The 16,698-nt window shown below is 70.2% G+C and carries 17 protein-coding genes, 1 tRNA gene and 1 pseudogene; 7 read left to right on the top strand and 12 right to left on the bottom strand.

Annotation, left to right across the window (positions count from 1 at the left end):
- Window positions 1–85 precede the first annotated feature (85 nt).
- A complete protein-coding gene (gene msrB, locus GRI72_RS08810; RefSeq protein WP_419880240.1) occupies window positions 86–601 on the top strand; it encodes a peptide-methionine (R)-S-oxide reductase MsrB in 516 nt (171 codons plus the stop codon).
- A gap of 21 nt (window positions 602–622) precedes the next feature.
- Here the strand turns inward: msrB and GRI72_RS08815 are convergent, their stop codons facing one another.
- From GRI72_RS08815 to GRI72_RS08830, 4 genes are all read right to left on the bottom strand, one after another.
- Window positions 623–1,258, bottom strand: coding sequence for a PilZ domain-containing protein (locus tag GRI72_RS08815; protein WP_160733528.1), 636 nt, complete (start codon window positions 1,256–1,258; stop codon window positions 623–625).
- A 140-nt stretch (window positions 1,259–1,398) separates the two neighbouring features.
- Window positions 1,399–1,484 (bottom strand) — tRNA-Leu (locus GRI72_RS08820).
- Between the two features lie 45 nt (window positions 1,485–1,529).
- Window positions 1,530–1,811, bottom strand: coding sequence for an integration host factor subunit beta (locus GRI72_RS08825; protein ID WP_160733529.1), 282 nt, complete (start codon window positions 1,809–1,811; stop codon window positions 1,530–1,532).
- Window positions 1,812–1,975: 164 nt separating this feature from the next.
- Window positions 1,976–2,317: a GntR family transcriptional regulator gene (locus GRI72_RS08830; RefSeq protein WP_160733678.1), complete on the bottom strand. Its 342-nt coding sequence runs from the start codon at window positions 2,315–2,317 to the stop codon at window positions 1,976–1,978.
- Between the two features lie 240 nt (window positions 2,318–2,557).
- Between GRI72_RS08830 and GRI72_RS08835 the strand changes: the two genes are divergently transcribed.
- From GRI72_RS08835 to GRI72_RS14930, 6 genes and pseudogenes are all read left to right on the top strand, one after another.
- A complete protein-coding gene (locus GRI72_RS08835) occupies window positions 2,558–4,168 on the top strand; it encodes a peptide MFS transporter (RefSeq protein WP_160733530.1) in 1,611 nt (536 codons plus the stop codon).
- Window positions 4,169–4,228: 60 nt separating this feature from the next.
- Complete coding sequence (locus tag GRI72_RS08840; protein ID WP_160733531.1) at window positions 4,229–5,611, top strand: amidohydrolase; 1,383 nt, start codon at window positions 4,229–4,231, stop codon at window positions 5,609–5,611.
- Entirely contained in the window at window positions 5,608–6,984 is a 1,377-nt protein-coding gene (locus GRI72_RS08845; RefSeq protein ID WP_160733532.1) for an amidohydrolase family protein, read from the top strand. Before GRI72_RS08840 ends, GRI72_RS08845 begins: the two co-directional genes overlap by 4 nt.
- A 4-nt stretch (window positions 6,985–6,988) precedes the next feature.
- Window positions 6,989–7,522: an FKBP-type peptidyl-prolyl cis-trans isomerase gene (locus GRI72_RS08850; protein ID WP_160733533.1), complete on the top strand. Its 534-nt coding sequence runs from the start codon at window positions 6,989–6,991 to the stop codon at window positions 7,520–7,522.
- Window positions 7,523–7,611: 89 nt separating this feature from the next.
- Window positions 7,612–7,887 (top strand): annotated as a pseudogene (locus tag GRI72_RS14925) (NnrU family protein); the annotation flags it as partial.
- Window positions 7,888–7,963: 76 nt separating this feature from the next.
- Window positions 7,964–8,224, top strand: coding sequence for an NnrU family protein (locus GRI72_RS14930; RefSeq protein WP_337191163.1), 261 nt, complete (start codon window positions 7,964–7,966; stop codon window positions 8,222–8,224).
- Here the strand turns inward: GRI72_RS14930 and GRI72_RS08860 are convergent.
- The 8 genes from GRI72_RS08860 to rpe all read right to left on the bottom strand — a co-directional run bounded on the left by GRI72_RS08860 (window position 8,150) and on the right by rpe (window position 16,681).
- Window positions 8,150–9,034, bottom strand: a complete 885-nt coding sequence (locus GRI72_RS08860) for an alpha/beta hydrolase (protein ID WP_160733534.1) — start codon at window positions 9,032–9,034, stop codon at window positions 8,150–8,152. The two genes, GRI72_RS14930 and GRI72_RS08860, sit on opposite strands and share 75 nt — an antisense overlap.
- A 13-nt stretch (window positions 9,035–9,047) precedes the next feature.
- Window positions 9,048–10,979, bottom strand: coding sequence for a 1-deoxy-D-xylulose-5-phosphate synthase (dxs, locus tag GRI72_RS08865; RefSeq protein ID WP_160733535.1), 1,932 nt, complete (start codon window positions 10,977–10,979; stop codon window positions 9,048–9,050).
- A gap of 64 nt (window positions 10,980–11,043) precedes the next feature.
- On the bottom strand, window positions 11,044–11,514 hold the full coding sequence (locus GRI72_RS08870) for a Fur family transcriptional regulator (protein ID WP_160733536.1): 471 nt from the start codon (window positions 11,512–11,514) through the stop codon (window positions 11,044–11,046).
- Window positions 11,515–11,570: 56 nt separating this feature from the next.
- Entirely contained in the window at window positions 11,571–12,242 is a 672-nt protein-coding gene (gene msrA, locus GRI72_RS08875) for a peptide-methionine (S)-S-oxide reductase MsrA (RefSeq protein WP_160733537.1), read from the bottom strand.
- Window positions 12,239–12,376, bottom strand: a complete 138-nt coding sequence (locus GRI72_RS08880; protein WP_160733538.1) for a hypothetical protein — start codon at window positions 12,374–12,376, stop codon at window positions 12,239–12,241. The genes msrA and GRI72_RS08880 overlap by 4 nt, the downstream gene beginning before the upstream one ends.
- A gap of 146 nt (window positions 12,377–12,522) precedes the next feature.
- Window positions 12,523–14,112 (bottom strand): bifunctional phosphoribosylaminoimidazolecarboxamide formyltransferase/IMP cyclohydrolase, encoded by a 1,590-nt coding sequence (purH, locus tag GRI72_RS08885; RefSeq protein ID WP_419880241.1) that lies wholly within the window; start codon window positions 14,110–14,112, stop codon window positions 12,523–12,525.
- 8 nt (window positions 14,113–14,120) lie between these two features.
- Window positions 14,121–16,019 carry a heparinase II/III family protein gene (locus GRI72_RS08890; RefSeq protein WP_160733539.1) on the bottom strand — a complete coding sequence of 633 codons (1,899 nt, stop codon included), beginning with the start codon at window positions 16,017–16,019 and terminating at the stop codon, window positions 14,121–14,123.
- A complete protein-coding gene (rpe, locus tag GRI72_RS08895; protein WP_160733540.1) occupies window positions 16,019–16,681 on the bottom strand; it encodes a ribulose-phosphate 3-epimerase in 663 nt (220 codons plus the stop codon). Before rpe ends, GRI72_RS08890 begins: the two co-directional genes overlap by 1 nt.
- Between the last annotated feature and the right edge of the window lie 17 nt (window positions 16,682–16,698).

Genomic DNA, 16,698 nt, shown 5'->3' on the forward strand with positions numbered 1-16,698 from the left:
GAGGGCCAGCCATGGCGTGACGCGGGGTCGGCGGCGTTCACACCCCGCTCACGCGTCGGGGCCCATCGTGGCGGCGATGCCTCGCTTGTCCGACCTCGATCATCCGGTTCCCGGCCGCCCGGCCGGGCGGCGCGCCGTCCTGCGGCTTTTCGCGCTGGGTGGCGGCGCCCTGCTGCTCGGCGCCTGCGGCAGCGGGCGGGCCGAGGGGCGGCAATGGAAAGTCGGGCACAGCGAGGCCGAGTGGCGCCGGCGGCTGACGAAGGCGCAATACCGCGTGCTGCGCGAAGCCGGGACCGAGCGGGCCTTCTCGTCGCCGCTCGACAGGGAAACGCGCGCCGGCACGTTTCTGTGCGCGGGATGCGGCAACGCCCTCTATTCCTCGCGCGCGAAGTACGACAGCGGGACCGGCTGGCCCAGCTTCCGGCAGCCCCTGCCGGCGGCGATCGCGACGGCAACCGATTTCAAGCTCGGCTATCCGCGCACCGAGGTGCTCTGCGCCGACTGCGGCGGCCACCTGGGGCATGTCTTCGGCGACGGGCCGCGCCCGACCGGCAAGCGCTATTGCATGAACGGCACGGCAATGCGGTTCCGCCCGGCCTAGCGAGCGGGCGGCGCCCCGCGCTCAGTCCCTGTCGGGCTGGACCGCGAGCAGCGACGGGCACTGCACCCGCGCGGAAACCTGTGCCAGCCGGCGCAAGTCGAACGTCGTGTCGAACGCCAGGCCGTAGTGATGGTGGTCGCGCCAGCGCACCTTGGCGTGGATTTCCGGCAGGCGGCGCGAGACGAGGCGCAGCGGCTGGTCGATCGCGAGGAAAGTCGCGCACTCGATGCAGGCGCCCTGCTGCGAGATGTTGACCAGCTCGCCTTCGAGGACCTGGCCGGTCAGCTCGACGCGCAGCGGCAGGCCGATATCGAGCCGCAGCGGGCGCTTGGGATAATCGCTCGGCTCGGCCAGCAGCTCGGCCACCTCGACCGCTTCGCCGAAACGGTATCCGGCTTCCGTCCCCCGGTTCCAGACCTGCTCCAGCGCGTATCGCGCGCCGCTCTGCAGTTCCAGCTGCAGGCCTTCACCTTCGGGCAGGGCGTGGAACCCGCGCAGGCTGACCCCGGTCGCCGACACGTCGCGGATCACGCACAGGAACTGGCCCTGCGGCGCGAGCAGCTTGGCCGCCCGCAGCAGCAGCGTGAAACGCGGCGCCGCCCGTGCATCGGCGGCGCCGTTGTCGTTGATCGTTCCCTGGCCGGGAGCCTGCTCCATCGAAAGCCTTTCGCCAGCGGCGGTTCGTAATCTTCGCCCACCCGTCGGGATCGCATGAATCTATCAGCGATTGGTTGTCAAAGTTCTAAGGGTGACTTCATACCACAGGTGTCGCCGGGCCGGAATGCCGGGCGCGCCTGTGGTGCGGGCGGCGGGACTCGAACCCGCACGAGGGAAACCTCAGGGGATTTTAAGTCCCCGGCGTCTACCATTCCGCCACGCCCGCGGTGCCTTGACGTCACGCCGCCCGGTGCGGGCGGGCGGCGCGGGATCAGTCGGCGTTCAGCCGCTCGCGCATTTCCTTGCCCGGCTTGAAATAGGGCACCCGCTTGGCCGGCACGTCCACCGGCTCGCCGGTCCGCGGATTGCGGCCGACGCGGGCCTTGCGCTCGCGGGTGGAGAAGGCGCCGAAACCGCGCAGTTCCACCCGGCCGCCTTCGGCAAGGCGCGTGGCGATCTCGTCGAAGAAGATGTCCACCACCTGTTCGACTTCCTCCGCGCGCAGTTCCGGGTTGTCCCGGGCAAGCGCGCTGAGCAGTTCGGATCGTATCATTCGTTTCCTCCCGCTGTCGGCCGAACCGCCACCGTCCCGTTGCGGAGGTTCGAACCAGGCAGGCCCCGGCGCCGTAGGGGAACCGGCAGTCCGCTGCGTTCCCGTTGCAATGCCAGATGTCCCCGGCGGGCGCAATCGCCGCGCGCCGGGCGCGGCGCCGCCGGTCAGCCGCGTTCGAACAGGTCGGCCGGCTCGATCCCCAGGCGCGCCATGCGCGCGCGCAGCTCGGGCCACTCCTCGGCCAGGAAATGCTCGCGCTCGGCCCGGCGCAGCCGCTCGGCCGCACCGGCGACCACGTACATACCGACCCCGCGCTGGACCTCGACCAGGCCGTCGGCCTGGAACTGCTGGTATGCCTTGGCCACCGTCAGCGGGTTGGCCCCCTGTTCGGCGGCGAACGCGCGGACGGAGGGCAGCATCTCGCCTTCCGGGTACTCGCCCTCGATAATGGCCGCGGCGATCTGGTCGCGCAGCCTGAGATAGACGGGGCGGCTCTGCTGGGTCATGTCTGCTGGATCATCGGTTTCGTCCCCGGCGCGGGCCTGGCGCGCCACCTGGTGCTTCAGTGACATAATACAGCGCGGCGCGCAAGGTTCCCGCCGCTTGCGGTATCTGGCCGCGAAACGCCGGTTTCGCCTGTAACTAATACTTCACATGGGAAAATCTGGCGTTAGGGTGCGCGGGCTGAATCGGGCCTCGGGGGGTCCGGGAAACGGCTTTGATCCGTCAAGGGAGGCGCATTCTTAATGGCAACGCAGTCCATGCCGCACGGGGATTCCGCGGGAACGATCCTCGGCCACCCCAAGGGGCTCTTCGTCCTTTTCTTCGCCGAGATGTGGGAACGCTTCTCCTACTACGGCATGCGCGCGCTGCTGATCTTCTACCTGGTCCAGCACTGGCTGTTTTCCGATTCCCAGGCCTCGATCATCTACGGGGCCTATACCGCGCTGGTCTATATCGCGCCGGTGGTCGGCGGATACCTGGCCGATCGCTACCTCGGGCAGCGAAAGGCGGTCCTGTTCGGCGCGGTGCTGCTGACGCTGGGCCACTTCTTCATGGCGTTCGAGGGCGATGGCGGGCAATCGAGCGTCATCATCAACGTGTTCTGGCTGGCGCTGGCGCTGATCATCGTCGGCTCGGGTTTCCTCAAGGCCAATATCTCGGTCATGGTCGGCCAGCTCTATCCGCGCACCGACATCCGGCGCGACCCGGCCTACACGATCTTCTACATGGGCATTAACCTCGGCGCGGCGCTCGGCTCGCTGATCTGCGGCTATCTGGGGATGCATCCCGACTACGGCTGGTCCTACGGCTTCGGCGCGGCGGGCATCGGCATGCTCCTGGGCCTGGTCGTGTTCGTCTGGGGCAAGCCGCTGCTGCTCGGTCGCGGCGAACCGAAGGAACCGGCCAAGCTCAAGCAGCGCCGGGCGGGCCTCAACCTCGAATGGTGGACCTATATCGCCGGTCTCGCGATGGTCGCGCTCTGCTGGCTCGCGATCCAGTACCAGGACCTCGTCGGCTGGGTTCTCGCCATCTTCGGACTCGGCCTTGTCGCTTACGTCGTCTTCATCGCGATCAAGCGGCTGGCATCGGAAGACCGCGACCGGATTTTCGCGGCGCTGTTCCTGATCTTCGTCTCGATCGTGTTCTGGGCCCTGTTCGAACAGGCTGGGTCGTCGCTGAACCTGTTCACCGACCGTCACGTGGACCGTTCGTTCTTCGGGATCGAGCCGACTGCGGCCCAGTTCCAGTCGCTCAACGCGATCTACATCGTCCTGCTCGCGCCGATCTTCGCGATCGTCTGGACCTGGCTCGGCCGCCGCGGGTGGGAACCCTCGACGCCGATGAAGTTCGGCCTTGCCGTCATCCAGGTCGGCCTGGGCTTCCTGGTGCTGGTCTGGGGCGCGCAGGCCGCCGGCGTCCAGAACGCGACGCCGGTCCTGTTCATCTTCCTGATTTACCTCCTCCACACGACCGGCGAACTGTGCCTGTCGCCGGTGGGCCTGAGCGCGATGAACCGCCTCAGCCCCGTGCACATGGCCTCGCTGATCATGGGGACCTGGTTCTTCGCCTCGGCCACCGGCAACTTTGCTGCCGGCCTGATCGCTTCGGCGACCGGGGGCGAGAACGTGGGCGAGGAGGCCGGGCGCGAGGTCGTGCTGGGCGTCTACGAGACGGTGGGCCTCTACGCCGTGGGCATCGGGATCGTGGTCATGGTCATCAGCCCGCTCGTCAAGCGGCTGATGCATCTCGACACGCTGGCCGACGACACGGTCGACGACGACCTGCTGGGCGGCGAGGAAGTGGGCGAGCCGCAGGCGGCCGGCATCCATCCGGCCACGCGTCAGCGCGACTGAGGAATGGCAACAGGCAGGGGGCGCGGCAGGGTCGCGCCCCCGTTCTTTCGGGGGCAAGACATGAATGTGAACACTCGCCTGCTCTTCGCGGCCGCGGCCGGGACACTGCTGGCGGCCTGTTCCGCCGGCGGCGGTTCGGGCAAGGCGCCGGTCGCCTCGGCCAGCGCGCGCGACTATCCCGAGGTGCCCTATCCTTCGACCTATCGCCCCTATCCCGGGGTGCCGACCGCGCTGGTCGGAGCCACGATCTACGATGGCGCAGGCGGCCGGATCGACAAGGGCACCGTGCTGTTCCGCGACGGGGAAGTGGTCGCGGTTGGCGATGCGGGCCTTTCGACCGAGGGCTATACCCGCATCGACGGCACTGGAAAGTTCGTCACCCCCGGCGTCATCGACATCCACAGTCACCTGGGCGACTATCCGACTCCTTCGGTCGATGCCCATTCGGACGGTAACGAGGCGACCGCCCCGACCACGCCCGACGTCTGGGCCGAACACTCGGTCTGGCCGCAGGACCCCGGCTTTACCCGGGCCCTGGCCAACGGCGGGGTCACCGCGCTGCAGATCCTGCCCGGTTCGGCCAACCTGATGGGCGGGCGCTCGGTCACGCTGAAGAACGTGCCCAGCCGCACGGTCCAGGGGATGAAGTTTCCCGGCGCGCCCTACGGGTTCAAGATGGCCTGCGGCGAGAATCCGAAGCGCGTCTATGGCGGCAAGGGGCGCAAGCCCTCGACCCGCATGGGCAATTTCGCGGTCAACCGGCAGACCTGGTACGAGGCGAAGGAATACGCGGCCGGCGACCGCAAGGATCGCGATCTCGCCAAGGAAACCCTCGCCGGCGTGCTCGACGGCGAGATCCTGATCCACAACCATTGCTACCGCGCCGACGAGATGGCGCTGGTGATGGATATGGCGAAGGAAATGGGATACCGCGTCACCGCGTTCCACCACGCGGTGGAGGCGTACAAGATCGGCGATCTCCTGCGCGAAAACGACGTCTGCAGCGCGATCTGGGCCGACTGGTACGGGTTCAAGATGGAAGCTTACGACGGCATCCTGGAGAACGCCGCCCTGCTGCGCCAGGCGGGTGCCTGCGTGGTGATCCATTCGGACAGCGACCAGGGGATCCAGCGGCTCAACCAGGAAGCGGCCAAGGCCCAGGCGGCCGGTGCGCGCATGGGGATCGACATTCCCGATGCCGAAGTGGTCGGCTGGTTCACGCTCAACGCCGCGAAGGCGATGGGCATCGCGGACATGACCGGCAGCCTTGAACCCGGCAAGATGGCCGACGTCGTGCTGTGGAACGGCGATCCGCTGTCGGTCTATTCGCGGCCGGAGAAAGTATGGATCGACGGCGCGCTGATGTACGACGCGCTCGATCCCAAGCGGCGGCCGGTCAGCGATTTCGAACTCGGCCAGCCGGGCGAAGGAGACGTGAAATGATCCGCGCAGGCATTCTTGCGGGCGCCATCGCCTCCGTATTCGCGCTGGCGGCCCCGGCTGCGGCGCAGAGCTTCGTCGTCACCAATGCCACCGTCGCCACCGGCGACGGCAGCGAGCCGATCGAGAACGGCCACGTCGTCGTGCGCGACGGGCAGGTGGCCGAAGTCGGCAGCGGGGCCGCGCCGGTCGGCTACCCGGCGATCGACGCAGGGGGTGGTTGGGTCACCCCCGGGCTGGTCGCGACGGTGACCTCGCTCGGCCTGTGGGACGTGGGCGCGGTGGGCGAATCGAACGATACGCGCGCCGGCCGTTCGCCGTTCAGCGCCGCGCTCGACGTCGCGCCGGCGATCAATCCCAATTCGCAGCACGTGATGATCCACCGCGCGGCGGGGATCACCCGCGCCGCGACGGTGACGATGCCGTCCAGCTCGATCTTCGGCGGGCAGGGCGCGATCATCGACCTGGGCGCCGATGGCGAGCCGGTCACGCGCGCCCGCGCGTTCCAGATCGTCGCGCTGGGCGAGAGCGGCGCGCGCCTTGCCGGCGGCAGCCGCGCGTCGGCCCACGCGCTGTTCCGCAATGCCCTGCGCGAGGCGGACCGGTTCGGGCGCGACGCCCGCATCCCCGGGCGCCAGTCGCGCCCGGCCGAAAGCGACACGGGCGACGACATGCCGCTCGACCCGCGGCTCGCGGCCGGCAATGCCGAGCGGGGCGACGACGTGCTGCTGACGCGCTTCGATGCCGCCGCGCTGGTGCCGGTCGTGCGCGGGGAGCAGCGCCTCTACGTCCTGGTGGAGCGCGCTTCGGACATTCGCAGCGTGCTCGACCTCAAGCGCGAGTTTCCGCGGCTCGACATCGTCCTCGTGGGCGCGAGCGAAGGCTGGCTGGTGGCCGACGAGATCGCCGCCGCCGGGGTCCCGGTGATCGCCGACGGGCTCGACGACCTGCCCGAACGGTTCGAGGAACTGGCCTCGACCCAGTCGAACATCGGCCGCATGGCGCGCGCGGGGGTGAAAGTCGCAATCAACGCCTCGGCAATGGAAAACCCGCGCAATCTCAACCAGTTCGCCGGCAACCTCGTCGCCCTCACCCGCGTTCCGCGGGCCGCGGGGCTGAGCTGGGGGCAGGCGCTGGCGGCGATCACCTCGGTCCCGGCAGAGATCAGCGGGCTGGGCGGGCGCGCCGGCGTCCTCGCGCCCGGCGCGGCGGGCGACCTGGTGATCTGGGACAACGATCCGCTCGAAGTCGGCTCGATGCCGGTACGGGTCTTCATCGACGGGGTCGAGCAGCCGCTCGACAATCACCAGAGCCGGCTGAAGGAGCGTTACCGCGACCTCGACGAAAGCCGGCTGCCCAAGGCCTACGACTGGTAAGGCGATGCGGCGCGCAAAGGCCCAGCGCCCCGTCGGCGCGCTTCCGACCCTCGCCGCGCTCGGCGCGGCGGCGATGGCGGTCGCGATCTTCGCTCTCGTGCCGGCAACCGCGCAGGACGCCGCGCCGCCCCGAACGCAGGACGCGGCCTGGCACAACGAACAGCAGGCGGCGCTCGCCCGCCTGAGGCCCGAGGACGGCTGGCGCACGCTCGACGGCGGTCTGCGGATCAGGCGGATCGCGGGCGACGGTATCGGCCCGCGCCCGACGGTGGAGGACCGGGTCACGATCCACTACGCCGGGACGCTGACCGACGGCACGACGTTCGACAGTTCGTGGGATCGCGGGGAGCCGGCGACGTTCCCGCTCGGCCGGCTGATCCCCGCCTGGCAGATGGCCGTGCCGCGCATGGCGGTGGGCGACACGATAGAGATCGCGGTGCCCGCCGATCTCGCCTATGGTCCGCAGGGCAAGCGCACGATACCGGGCAACGCGACCCTGCTGTTCACGATCGAGCTTATCGCGATCGAAGGACGCTAGCGCCGCCCGGAAGAGAGGGGGTGTCGGCAATGGACCCGTTGGTTTCCCTGGCTGCGGCAAGCGCGGCCTTCGTCGGCAGCCATTTCGCCATGTCCCATCCCTTGCGGGCCCCGCTGGTGGCGACGGTGGGCGAGAAGCCCTTCCTCGGCCTCTATTCGCTGGTGGCGCTGGCCACCTTCGCCTGGATGGTCGCGGCGTTCCGCGCCGCGCCGCCCGCCGACCTCGGCGGATCGGGCCAGGCGGGCTGGATCGTCGCCAGCGTGCTGACCCTTCCGGCGCTGGTCCTCTTCCTCGGCTCGCTGTCGAAGAACCCCGCCCTGCCCGATCCGCGCGCCGAAACGCTCGCCGCGCGCGATCCCGCGGGGGTTTTCGCGGTTACCCGGCACCCGATGATGTGGAGCTTCGCCCTCTGGGCCGTCGCGCATCGCCCTGTGGTGGAGCGTGCGGACGCTGATCGTCGCCGGCGCCGTCCTGTTCCTCGCGCTGGTGGGCGCGCACATGCAGGACCGCAAGAAGCGCGCCTTGATGGGCGCGGCCTGGGCCGGCTGGCAAGCGCGCACCCGCTACTGGCCGCGCTGGAGCGCCTTGCCCCGCGCCGGGCCGGTGCTGTGGCTGGTTGCGTTGGCCCTATGGCTGCTCGTCACCTGGGCGCATGTCCCCGCCGCCGGCATTCCCGCCGGCCCGTGGCTCTGGATCGGCTGAAGGCGCGGCGGGCAAGCGGTCCAGGAACGCCAGCATCCGCTCCTCCGCCTCCGCGCGCCAGGCCAGCTCGTGCCCGGCCCCGGCGACGATCGCAAGCTCGGCCGCCGGTTGCCGCGCGGCCAGGGCGCGGGCATGGGCCGGCGGGATCAGCCGGTCGGCATCGCCGTGCAGGATCAGCACGGGCGCATCGATCGCGCCGATCTTGTCGATGTTCTCGAACCGGTCGCGCAGCAGGAGGGCCGTGGGCAGCCAGGGAAACTGTTCGGCCACGACTTGCGAGAGGCTGGCGAAGGGTGAAACCAGCACCAGCGCGCCCACGGGGTGCTCGCGCGCCATCTGCACCGCCACGCCCGAGCCGATCGAGTTGCCGACGATCACCACCGCCGAAGGTTCGACCCCGCGTCGGCGGAGGAAAGCCAGCGCCGCGCGCCCGTCGGCATAGAGGCCGTGCTCGCTCGGCCGCCCCGGGTTGCCGCGATAGCCGCGGTATTCGGCCGCGAGCACGCCGTAACCTTGCGGAACCAGCCGGCCGGTCGCGACCGCGCTCGATTGCCAGTCGGCGCCGTTGCCGTGGAAATAGAGGATCGTCGGCCGCCCGGCCTGCGCCGGCCTGTAGCCGGCCGTGAGCGCAAGGCCGTCGGCGGTTTCGTAAGTCACCGGCGCGAAGCCGGCCGGCCGGCCGCCGGGGCCGTGCGGAGCGGGATAGATCAGCGCGCGCTGGGCGAGGAAAAGCCCGCCGGCGAGCGCGAGGTAGCCGGCGGCGAGGGCCGCGAGCGCGATCAGCAAGCGCCGCCGCGTCCGCGCGCGCATCCCGCGATCCCGGTCAGGCCCGCGCCTCTTCCACCCCGGCGCTGTTATGGCGCAGCGCCTTGAGCACGGTCTCGACGATATGCGGCGCGTTCAGCCCGGCTTCGTCGTACTGCTTTTCCGGCGCGTCGTGGTCCTGGAACAGGTCGGGCAGGCGCATCGTGCGGATCTTCAGCCCGGCGTCGAGCAGCCCCTGGTCGCTGGCATATGTCAGCACGTGGGCGCCGAGCCCGCCGATCGCGCCTTCCTCGATCGTGACGACCACGTCGTGGCTGGCGGTCAGCTGTTCGATCAGCGCGGTGTCGAGCGGCTTGGCGAAGCGCATGTCGGCCACGGTCGCGGGCAGGCCCTTCGCCTCCAGCTGGTCGGCGGCCTTGAGCGCCTCGTGCAGGCGGGTGCCGAGCGAGAGGATCGCGACCTTGCCGCCGCTCGCCTTGCCGCGCACGATCCGGCCCTTGCCGATTGCGAGCTTCTCCGGCGTTTCGGGCAGGGGCACGCCCACGCCGGCGCCGCGCGGATAGCGAAAGGCGATCGGCCCGTCGTCGTGTTCGGCGGCGGTATAGGTCATGTGGACAAGCTCCGCCTCGTCCGCCGCGGCCATGACGACGAAATTGGGCAGGGTGGCGAGATAGGTGACGTCGAACGATCCGGCATGGGTCGCGCCGTCCGCGCCGACCAGCCCGGCGCGGTCGATCGCGAAGCGGACCGGCAGGTTCTGGATCGCGACGTCGTGAACCACCTGGTCGTAGGCGCGCTGGAGGAAAGTCGAATAGATCGCCGCGAAAGGCCGCATGCCCTGTGCCGCGAGCCCGGCGGCGAAAGTGACGCCATGCTGTTCGGCGATCCCGACGTCGAAAGCGCGGTCGGGGTGCGCCTTCGCGAACTTGTCCACCCCGGTGCCGCTGGGCATGGCCGCGGTGATCGCGCAAATGCGCTTGTCGCTCTCGGCCAGGCGGGCCAGCGTCTCGCCGAAGACGTTCTGGTAATTGGGCGGTCCGCCGCTCGATTTCTTCTGCTTGCCGGTGATGACGTCGAACCGGGCGACGCCGTGGTACTTGTCGGCGCTGTTTTCCGCCGGGGCGTAACCCTTGCCCTTCTTGGTCACGACGTGGACCAGGACCGGGCCCTGTTCGCTGTCGCGCACGTTTTCCAGCACGGGCACGAGGTGATCGAGGTTGTGGCCGTCGATCGGGCCGACGTAATAGAACCCCAGCTCCTCGAACAGGGTACCGCCGGTGACCATGCCGCGGGTATATTCCTCCGCCTTCTCGAGGCTCGAATGGACCCTGCGCGACAGCTTGCGCGCGAAGCGGGAGGCGAGGCTGCGCAGGCCGAGGTACTCGCTGGAGGAGACCATCCGCGCGAGATAGGCCGAGAGCCCGCCGACGGGGGGCGCGATCGACATGTCGTTGTCGTTGAGGATCACGACCAGGCGGTTGCCCGCCTGTTCGGCGTTGTTCATCGCCTCGTAGGCCATGCCCGCGCTCATCGCGCCATCGCCGATTACCGCGATCGCCTTGCCCGGCCGGTCGTTGAGCTTGTTGGCGATGGCAAAGCCCAGCCCGGCGGAGATCGAGGTCGAGGAGTGCGCCGCGCCGAACGGGTCGTATTCGCTTTCCGCCCGCTTGGTGAAGCCGCTCAGCCCGCCGCCCTGGCGCAGCGTGCGGATGCGGTCGCGCCGGCCGGTCAGGATCTTGTGCGGGTAGGCCTGGTGCCCCACGTCCCAGATCAGCTTGTCTTCCGGGGTGGCGAAGACGTAGTGGATCGCCACCGTCAGCTCGACCACGCCGAGGCCGGAGCCGAGATGCCCGCCGGTGCTGCCGACGGCATCGATCATCTCGGTCCGCAGTTCGTCCGAAAGCTGGCGCAGCTGGCTCTTGTCGAGCCGGCGCAGGTCGCCCGGCGTATCGACCGTGTCGAGGAGAGGGGTTTCAGGGGCTTGGCTCATCCCATCGGCCTTACACCGATGAAAGCAGGCTGTCGATCAAGCGCCGCAAAGCCCGGCTCGGCGGTCACTCGGCGCAGGCGCTGCACAGCCCGCGCACCTCGATGATCGGGCGCCGGGTGCTGAACGCGCTTTCCCCCGCGACCGCGCGGACCCGGTCCGACACCGCCTCGTCATCGACATGCGTCGCCTCGCCGCATTCGTCGCAGACCAGGAAGATGCAGTCGTGCGCGCAGCCGGGGTGGGTATTGGCCAGGTAGGCATTGGCGCTCTCCACCCGCATGGCGAGATTGTTGGCCACGAACAGGTCGAGGATGCGATAGACGCTGTTGGGTGCGACACGTTTCCCCCGGGCGGCGGAAAGGTTGTCGGCAATGTCATAGGCGGAGGCGGGCCGGTCGTGCCGGGCCAGTTCCTCGAACACCGAACCGCGCATGTCGGTCCATTGCTCCCCCGCCGCCACCAGCGCGTCGCGCGCGGCCTTCACCAGCGCTTCGCCGCTGTGTTCGCGGTGCGCATGCTTGTCCACGGTTGCCATCGTTCGGATATAGCGATTGACCGCGCGCTGTGCCAGCGCGGCGGCGCCCGCGCCCGTCAGCCGCGCTGGAAGGCGGCGCTGTAGTGCGCGGGATAGAGACGCGCGAGCGCCGCGACCTTGGGCGCGTCCCACCGCTCGACATAGGAATGGCCCGGATTGCGCGCGACGAAGTCCTGGTGGCGGCTTTCGGCCGGGAAGAAGGCCTGGGCGCGCTCGATCCCGGCGACGATCGGCCGCTGCCACAGGCCCGACCGCTCCATCTGGGCGAGGTAGGCGCGCGCGACCTCGAGCTGTTCGGCGCTCGTCGGGATCAGCGCGGTGCGATAGTGCGCGCCGACATCGGGCCCCTGGCGGTTCCTCTGCGTGGGATCGGCGACGACGGAAAAGAAGATGCGGACCAGTTCGTCGTAGCGCACGAGAGCGGGGTCGTAAGTCACGCGGACCGCCTCTGCGTGGTCGGTCACGCCGGAGGCGACGAGCTCGTAGCGGGCCTGGCGCTCGGTTCCGCCGTGATAGCCGGAAACCGCGCTCTTCACGCCCCTCACGTGGCTGAACACGCCCTCCACGCCCCAGAAGCAGCCGCCGGCGAAGATCGCGGTCTTCAGCGGGCCCGTTTCGCGGGCCACGCGCTCGGCGGCAGGGCCCGCGACGATCGTTTCACCGGGGTCCGGCGCGGGCTGGCAGGCGACGATCGCCAGCGCGCCCGCGAGGACAAGCAGCGCCCTCACTGCACCTGCGCGGCCTCGGCCGACGGGGCGATCGCACCGACGATGTCGGGACCGGCCTGCAGGCCGACAAGCAGCGCCCCGGCGGCGAAGCCGATGGCGAAATTGCGGAACAGGTCGGTCTTGAACAGTTTCATGGGCGTTGCGTCTTCGTGCGAATCTGGTGCGGTCGCGGTCTAGCAGGCCGCGCTTGCGACAAGGTGAACATGGGGTTCGCCCCCCGTTTACGTAAGGGATCGCCGGGCCAGCGATTCTATCAGGGGGTAAACCGGGGGCGGGGCGGCTAGTGGCGGAAGTGGCGCATGCCGGTAAAGACCATGGCCAGGCCGGCTTCGTTCGCGGCGGCGATCACTTCCTCGTCGCGGATCGATCCGCCCGGCTGGATCACCGCGCTGGCGCCCGCCTCGACCGCGGCCAGAAGGCCGTCGGCAAAGGGGAAGAAGGCATCGGACGCGACCGCGCTGCCGACCGTTCGCGGGGCTTCCCAGCCGTATTTCTCGGCCGCCTCGGCCGCTTTCATCGCCGCGATGCGGCTGGAATCGCGGCGGTTCATCTGGCCCGCGCCGATCCCGGCGGTCGCGCCGTCGCGGGCATAGACGATCGCGTTCGACTTGACGTGGCGGGCCACCGTCCAGGCGAACAGGCAATCCTTCAGTTCCTGCTCGGTCGGGGCGCGTTCGGTCACGACTTTCAGGTCTTCGGCGGCGATCGCGCCCTTGTCGCGCCCCTGGACCAGCAGGCCGCCTGTGATCGGCTTGACCGCCAGCCCGTCGCGGCGCGGATCGGGCAGTTCGCCGGTCACCAGCAGGCGCAGGTTCTTCTTGCGCGCGAAGGCCTCGCGCGCGGCCTCGCTCACCGAAGGGGCGATGACGACTTCGGTGAAGATCTCGCAGATCGCCTCGGCCGTCGCGCCGTCCAGCTCGGTATTGACGCACACGATGCCGCCGAAGGCCGACACGCTGTCGCAGGCGAGCGCCGCGTCCCATGCCTCGCGCAGGCTCGCGCGCTGGGCCACGCCGCAGGGATTGGCATGCTTGACGATCACCACCGCCGGGTCCTGGCCGCGGAACTCCGCGCACAGCTCGAGCGCGGCGTCGGCATCGTTGTAGTTGTTGTAGCTCAGCTCCTTGCCCTGGAGCTGCTCGGCCTGGGCGATGCCGCGCGCGTGAGGGCCGACCGGGGTGTAGAGCGCGGCCTCCTGGTGCGGGTTCTCCCCGTAACGCAGCATGGTCGGCGCGCGCCCGTTGAGAGCCAGGAACCCGGGAAAGGCCTCTCCCTGGTCGGCGAAGGCGAACCACTGGCTGATCATCGAATCGTAAGCCGCGGTGGCGGCAAAGGCCTTGGCCGCCATCCTGCGCCGGAAGGCGAGCGATGTCGCGCCGTCGTTGGCGGCCAGTTCCTCGATCAGCCCGGCATAGTCGGCCGGGTCGGTCACGATCGTCACGTCTCGGTGGTTCTTGGCCGCGGAACGGACCATGCTCGGCCCGCCGATGTCGATGTTCTCGATGATGTCGTCGCGCCCGGCGCCGCGGGCGACGGTCGCCTCGAACGGATAGAGGTTCACCACGACCAGGTCGATCGCGCCGATGCCGTGCGCTTCCATCGCCGCGGCATGATCGGGATTGTCGCGCACCGCCAGCAGGCCGCCGTGGACCATCGGGTGCAGCGTCTTGACCCGGCCATCCATCATCTCGGGAAAGCCGGTCAGGTCCGACACGTCGCGCACGTCGAGCCCGGCTTCGCGCAGGGCCCGCGCGGTGCCGCCGGTGGAAACCAGTTCCACCCCGCCCTGCGCGAGCCGGGTGCCGAGATCCACGAGGCCGTCCTTGTCGGACACCGAAAGCAGTGCCCGCCTGATGGTCACGTCGCTCACAATCGAATCTATCCCATTTTCTTGAGCAGCCAGGAGAACGTCCCCCCGCTGCGCGATGTCATTCCCTGGATGACCAGTTGCTCGACCGGATGGGCCCTGCCCTGCCCGTCGACCCACAGGCTTTCCTCGATCGACAGCTCGCCGCCGTCGTCGCCGCCGGCCATGCGGAACTGCCAGTAACTGCCGTCCGGCAGGGCCAGCCCCGCGCCGCGCCTGTCGTCCGACAGGCGCGCCTCGACCCCGCGGCCGAGGTGGAAGCGAATCGCGTAGCCGATCTTGCCGCGCTTGCCCGTCTTGCCCGCCGGAAGCAACACGTCCTCGCCGCGCAGTTCGTGCCCGGTGTCGCGCAGGATCAGGATGCGGCGGTGGACGAGGCCGTGGCGGGCGGCATAGCCGTCGTGGCTCGCCTCGATCCGGGTCGCGCTGCCGCCGGTGAGGTCGAGCGTGCGGCGGTCGATCTCGACCTCGTTCACCCCGGTGCCGAGCTTTCCGTGCATCAGGACCGCGGTGGAATTGGTCTCGTCCAGCACCAGGGTCGAATGCGCGGCCGTCGCGCGCAGGCCCTGCTCGATGCGCGCCGGCACCTGGCCGCCGGCAAAGGCGGCGCCGCCGCAATTGACGACGATACGCTGCCCGTCGGCGGAAAATTCGAACGCCAGCGTCGATGCGCAGCCGGCCCGCGCGTGGCGCGGCAGCGGCGGCGGCGCGGCGTCGAGCACGAGGACGGACTTGCGCGCGGCCACCCGCTGGTACCCCCACTGGCGCGCGTCCTTGAGCGGCCGCGTGCGCACGCCGCTCGCCTCGACCAGGGCGGCGATGCGCTCGGCGCGCACCGCGCCGGCGCCCTGCCAGTTGCCGAGCCCACCGTCGCCGTGGAGCAGCGAGAGCAGCGGCGGCACGAGCAGCTCCAGCATCGTGCCGACGAACGGCGGGGGATCGCGCTTCACCGCGGCATAGCAGGCGCGCAGGTCCACCAGCGCGGCAATCGCGTCGACCTGCGCCAGCGGGCTGCGCGACAGCGTGCCGCCGTCTTCGGCGACCAGTTCGCCCAGCGCGCGGGCCAGCCCCGCCTCGGCATAGAGCCGGCGCGGCTTGCCTTCCGGCAGGAGGAGGCCGGCGGCGACGAGCGCGGTCCAGCCCATGACCGCGCCGAGCCCGTCCGAGGCCTTGCCCACCTTGCGGTCGAGCCAGCGGGCGGTGGCGGCGATCGCGTCGAGCGTGGCGGCGCGCAGCTGCGTGCCCTCGCCCGAAAGGATCCACGGGGCGAAGACGAGCCAGTGCCGCAGGCGGTTGCCGACGTGCTCGATCTCCCACGCCGGGCCCTTGCCCGGGGCGGGATTGGCCTCGATCCAGGCGCGCAGGACGCGCTCGGCGGTGGCCAGGCACTGTTCGCGCGGGGCGCTGGCGGCGAGGTCGCGCAGCCAGCCGAAACCGTGGATCACCCGTTCGAACGGCGGCGTCAGCCGGGTGCTCGATTCGAACTCCATCTGCGCGATCGGCGCCTTGACGCCGTGGACGAGGAAATGGCCCGCGCGCAAGGCGACGCCGGCGGCGCGGTCCCCCTCCAGCGGGGTTTCGACCGTGCCGAGCAGGCGCGGCCGCGCGGCCTTGGCGAAGGGCGCGGCCAGGGTCGATCCGGGAACGCCCATGCGATAGGCAAGCCGGATCAGCGCCTCGCCCGCGCCCAGGCGCGGCGGGGCGAGATCGGACAGGACGAGGGCGCGGCCGGGCTCGAGCAGTTCCTGCCGCTCGTCGCGCGCGGTCACCAGCGGCTCGCCAGCCGCGTTGTCGAGCGGCAGCGCCGGTTCGGCGGTCGGCGCGCCCGCCGGCGTGGGGGGCGGCGTGGGGGCGGCATCGGCGCCGGGGCGGCGAGCGCCGGGTTCCACCAGCGACGCCGCCTCCGCCATCAGCGCGCCTCCTTCAGCGCGGCGATATTGTCCGCGTAGCGCTCCGGCCCGCCCTTGAAGGTGGCGGAGCCGGCGACGAGCACGTCGGCCCCGGCATCGACGCACAGGCGCGCCGTCTGCGGGTTGACCCCGCCGTCCACCTCCAGGTGGATGTCGCGCCCGGTGGCGTCGATCATCCCGCGGATCGCCTCGATCTTGCGCAGCTGGCTGTCGATGAAGCTTTGCCCGCCGAACCCGGGATTGACGCTCATCACCAGGACCAGGTCGGCGAGGTCGAGCAGGTATTCGAGCGCCGATGCCGGGGTGCCGGGGTTCAGGACCACGCCCGCCTTGCAATCGAGCGCGCGAATGGCCTGGAGCGTGCGGTGGACGTGGGCCCCGGCTTCCGGGTGGACGGTGATGATGTCGGCCCCGGCCTCGGCGAAAGCTTCGAGGTAGGGATCGACCGGGGCGATCATCAGGTGCACGTCGAACGGTTTTTCGGTGTGCGGGCGCAGTGCTTTCACCACCGCCGGGCCGATCGTGATATTGGGCACGTAATGCCCGTCCATCACGTCGATATGGATCCAGTCGGCGCCGGCCGCGTCGATCGCGCGCACTTCCTCGCCCAGCCGGGCGAAGTCGGCCGAAAGGATGGATGGGGATACGAGCGGAACGGTCATTTTCGATCGCGTAGCGG

It is taken from the genome of Pelagerythrobacter marinus (assembly GCF_009827515.1).
In the GTDB taxonomy this organism is placed as follows: domain Bacteria; phylum Pseudomonadota; class Alphaproteobacteria; order Sphingomonadales; family Sphingomonadaceae; genus Pelagerythrobacter; species Pelagerythrobacter marinus.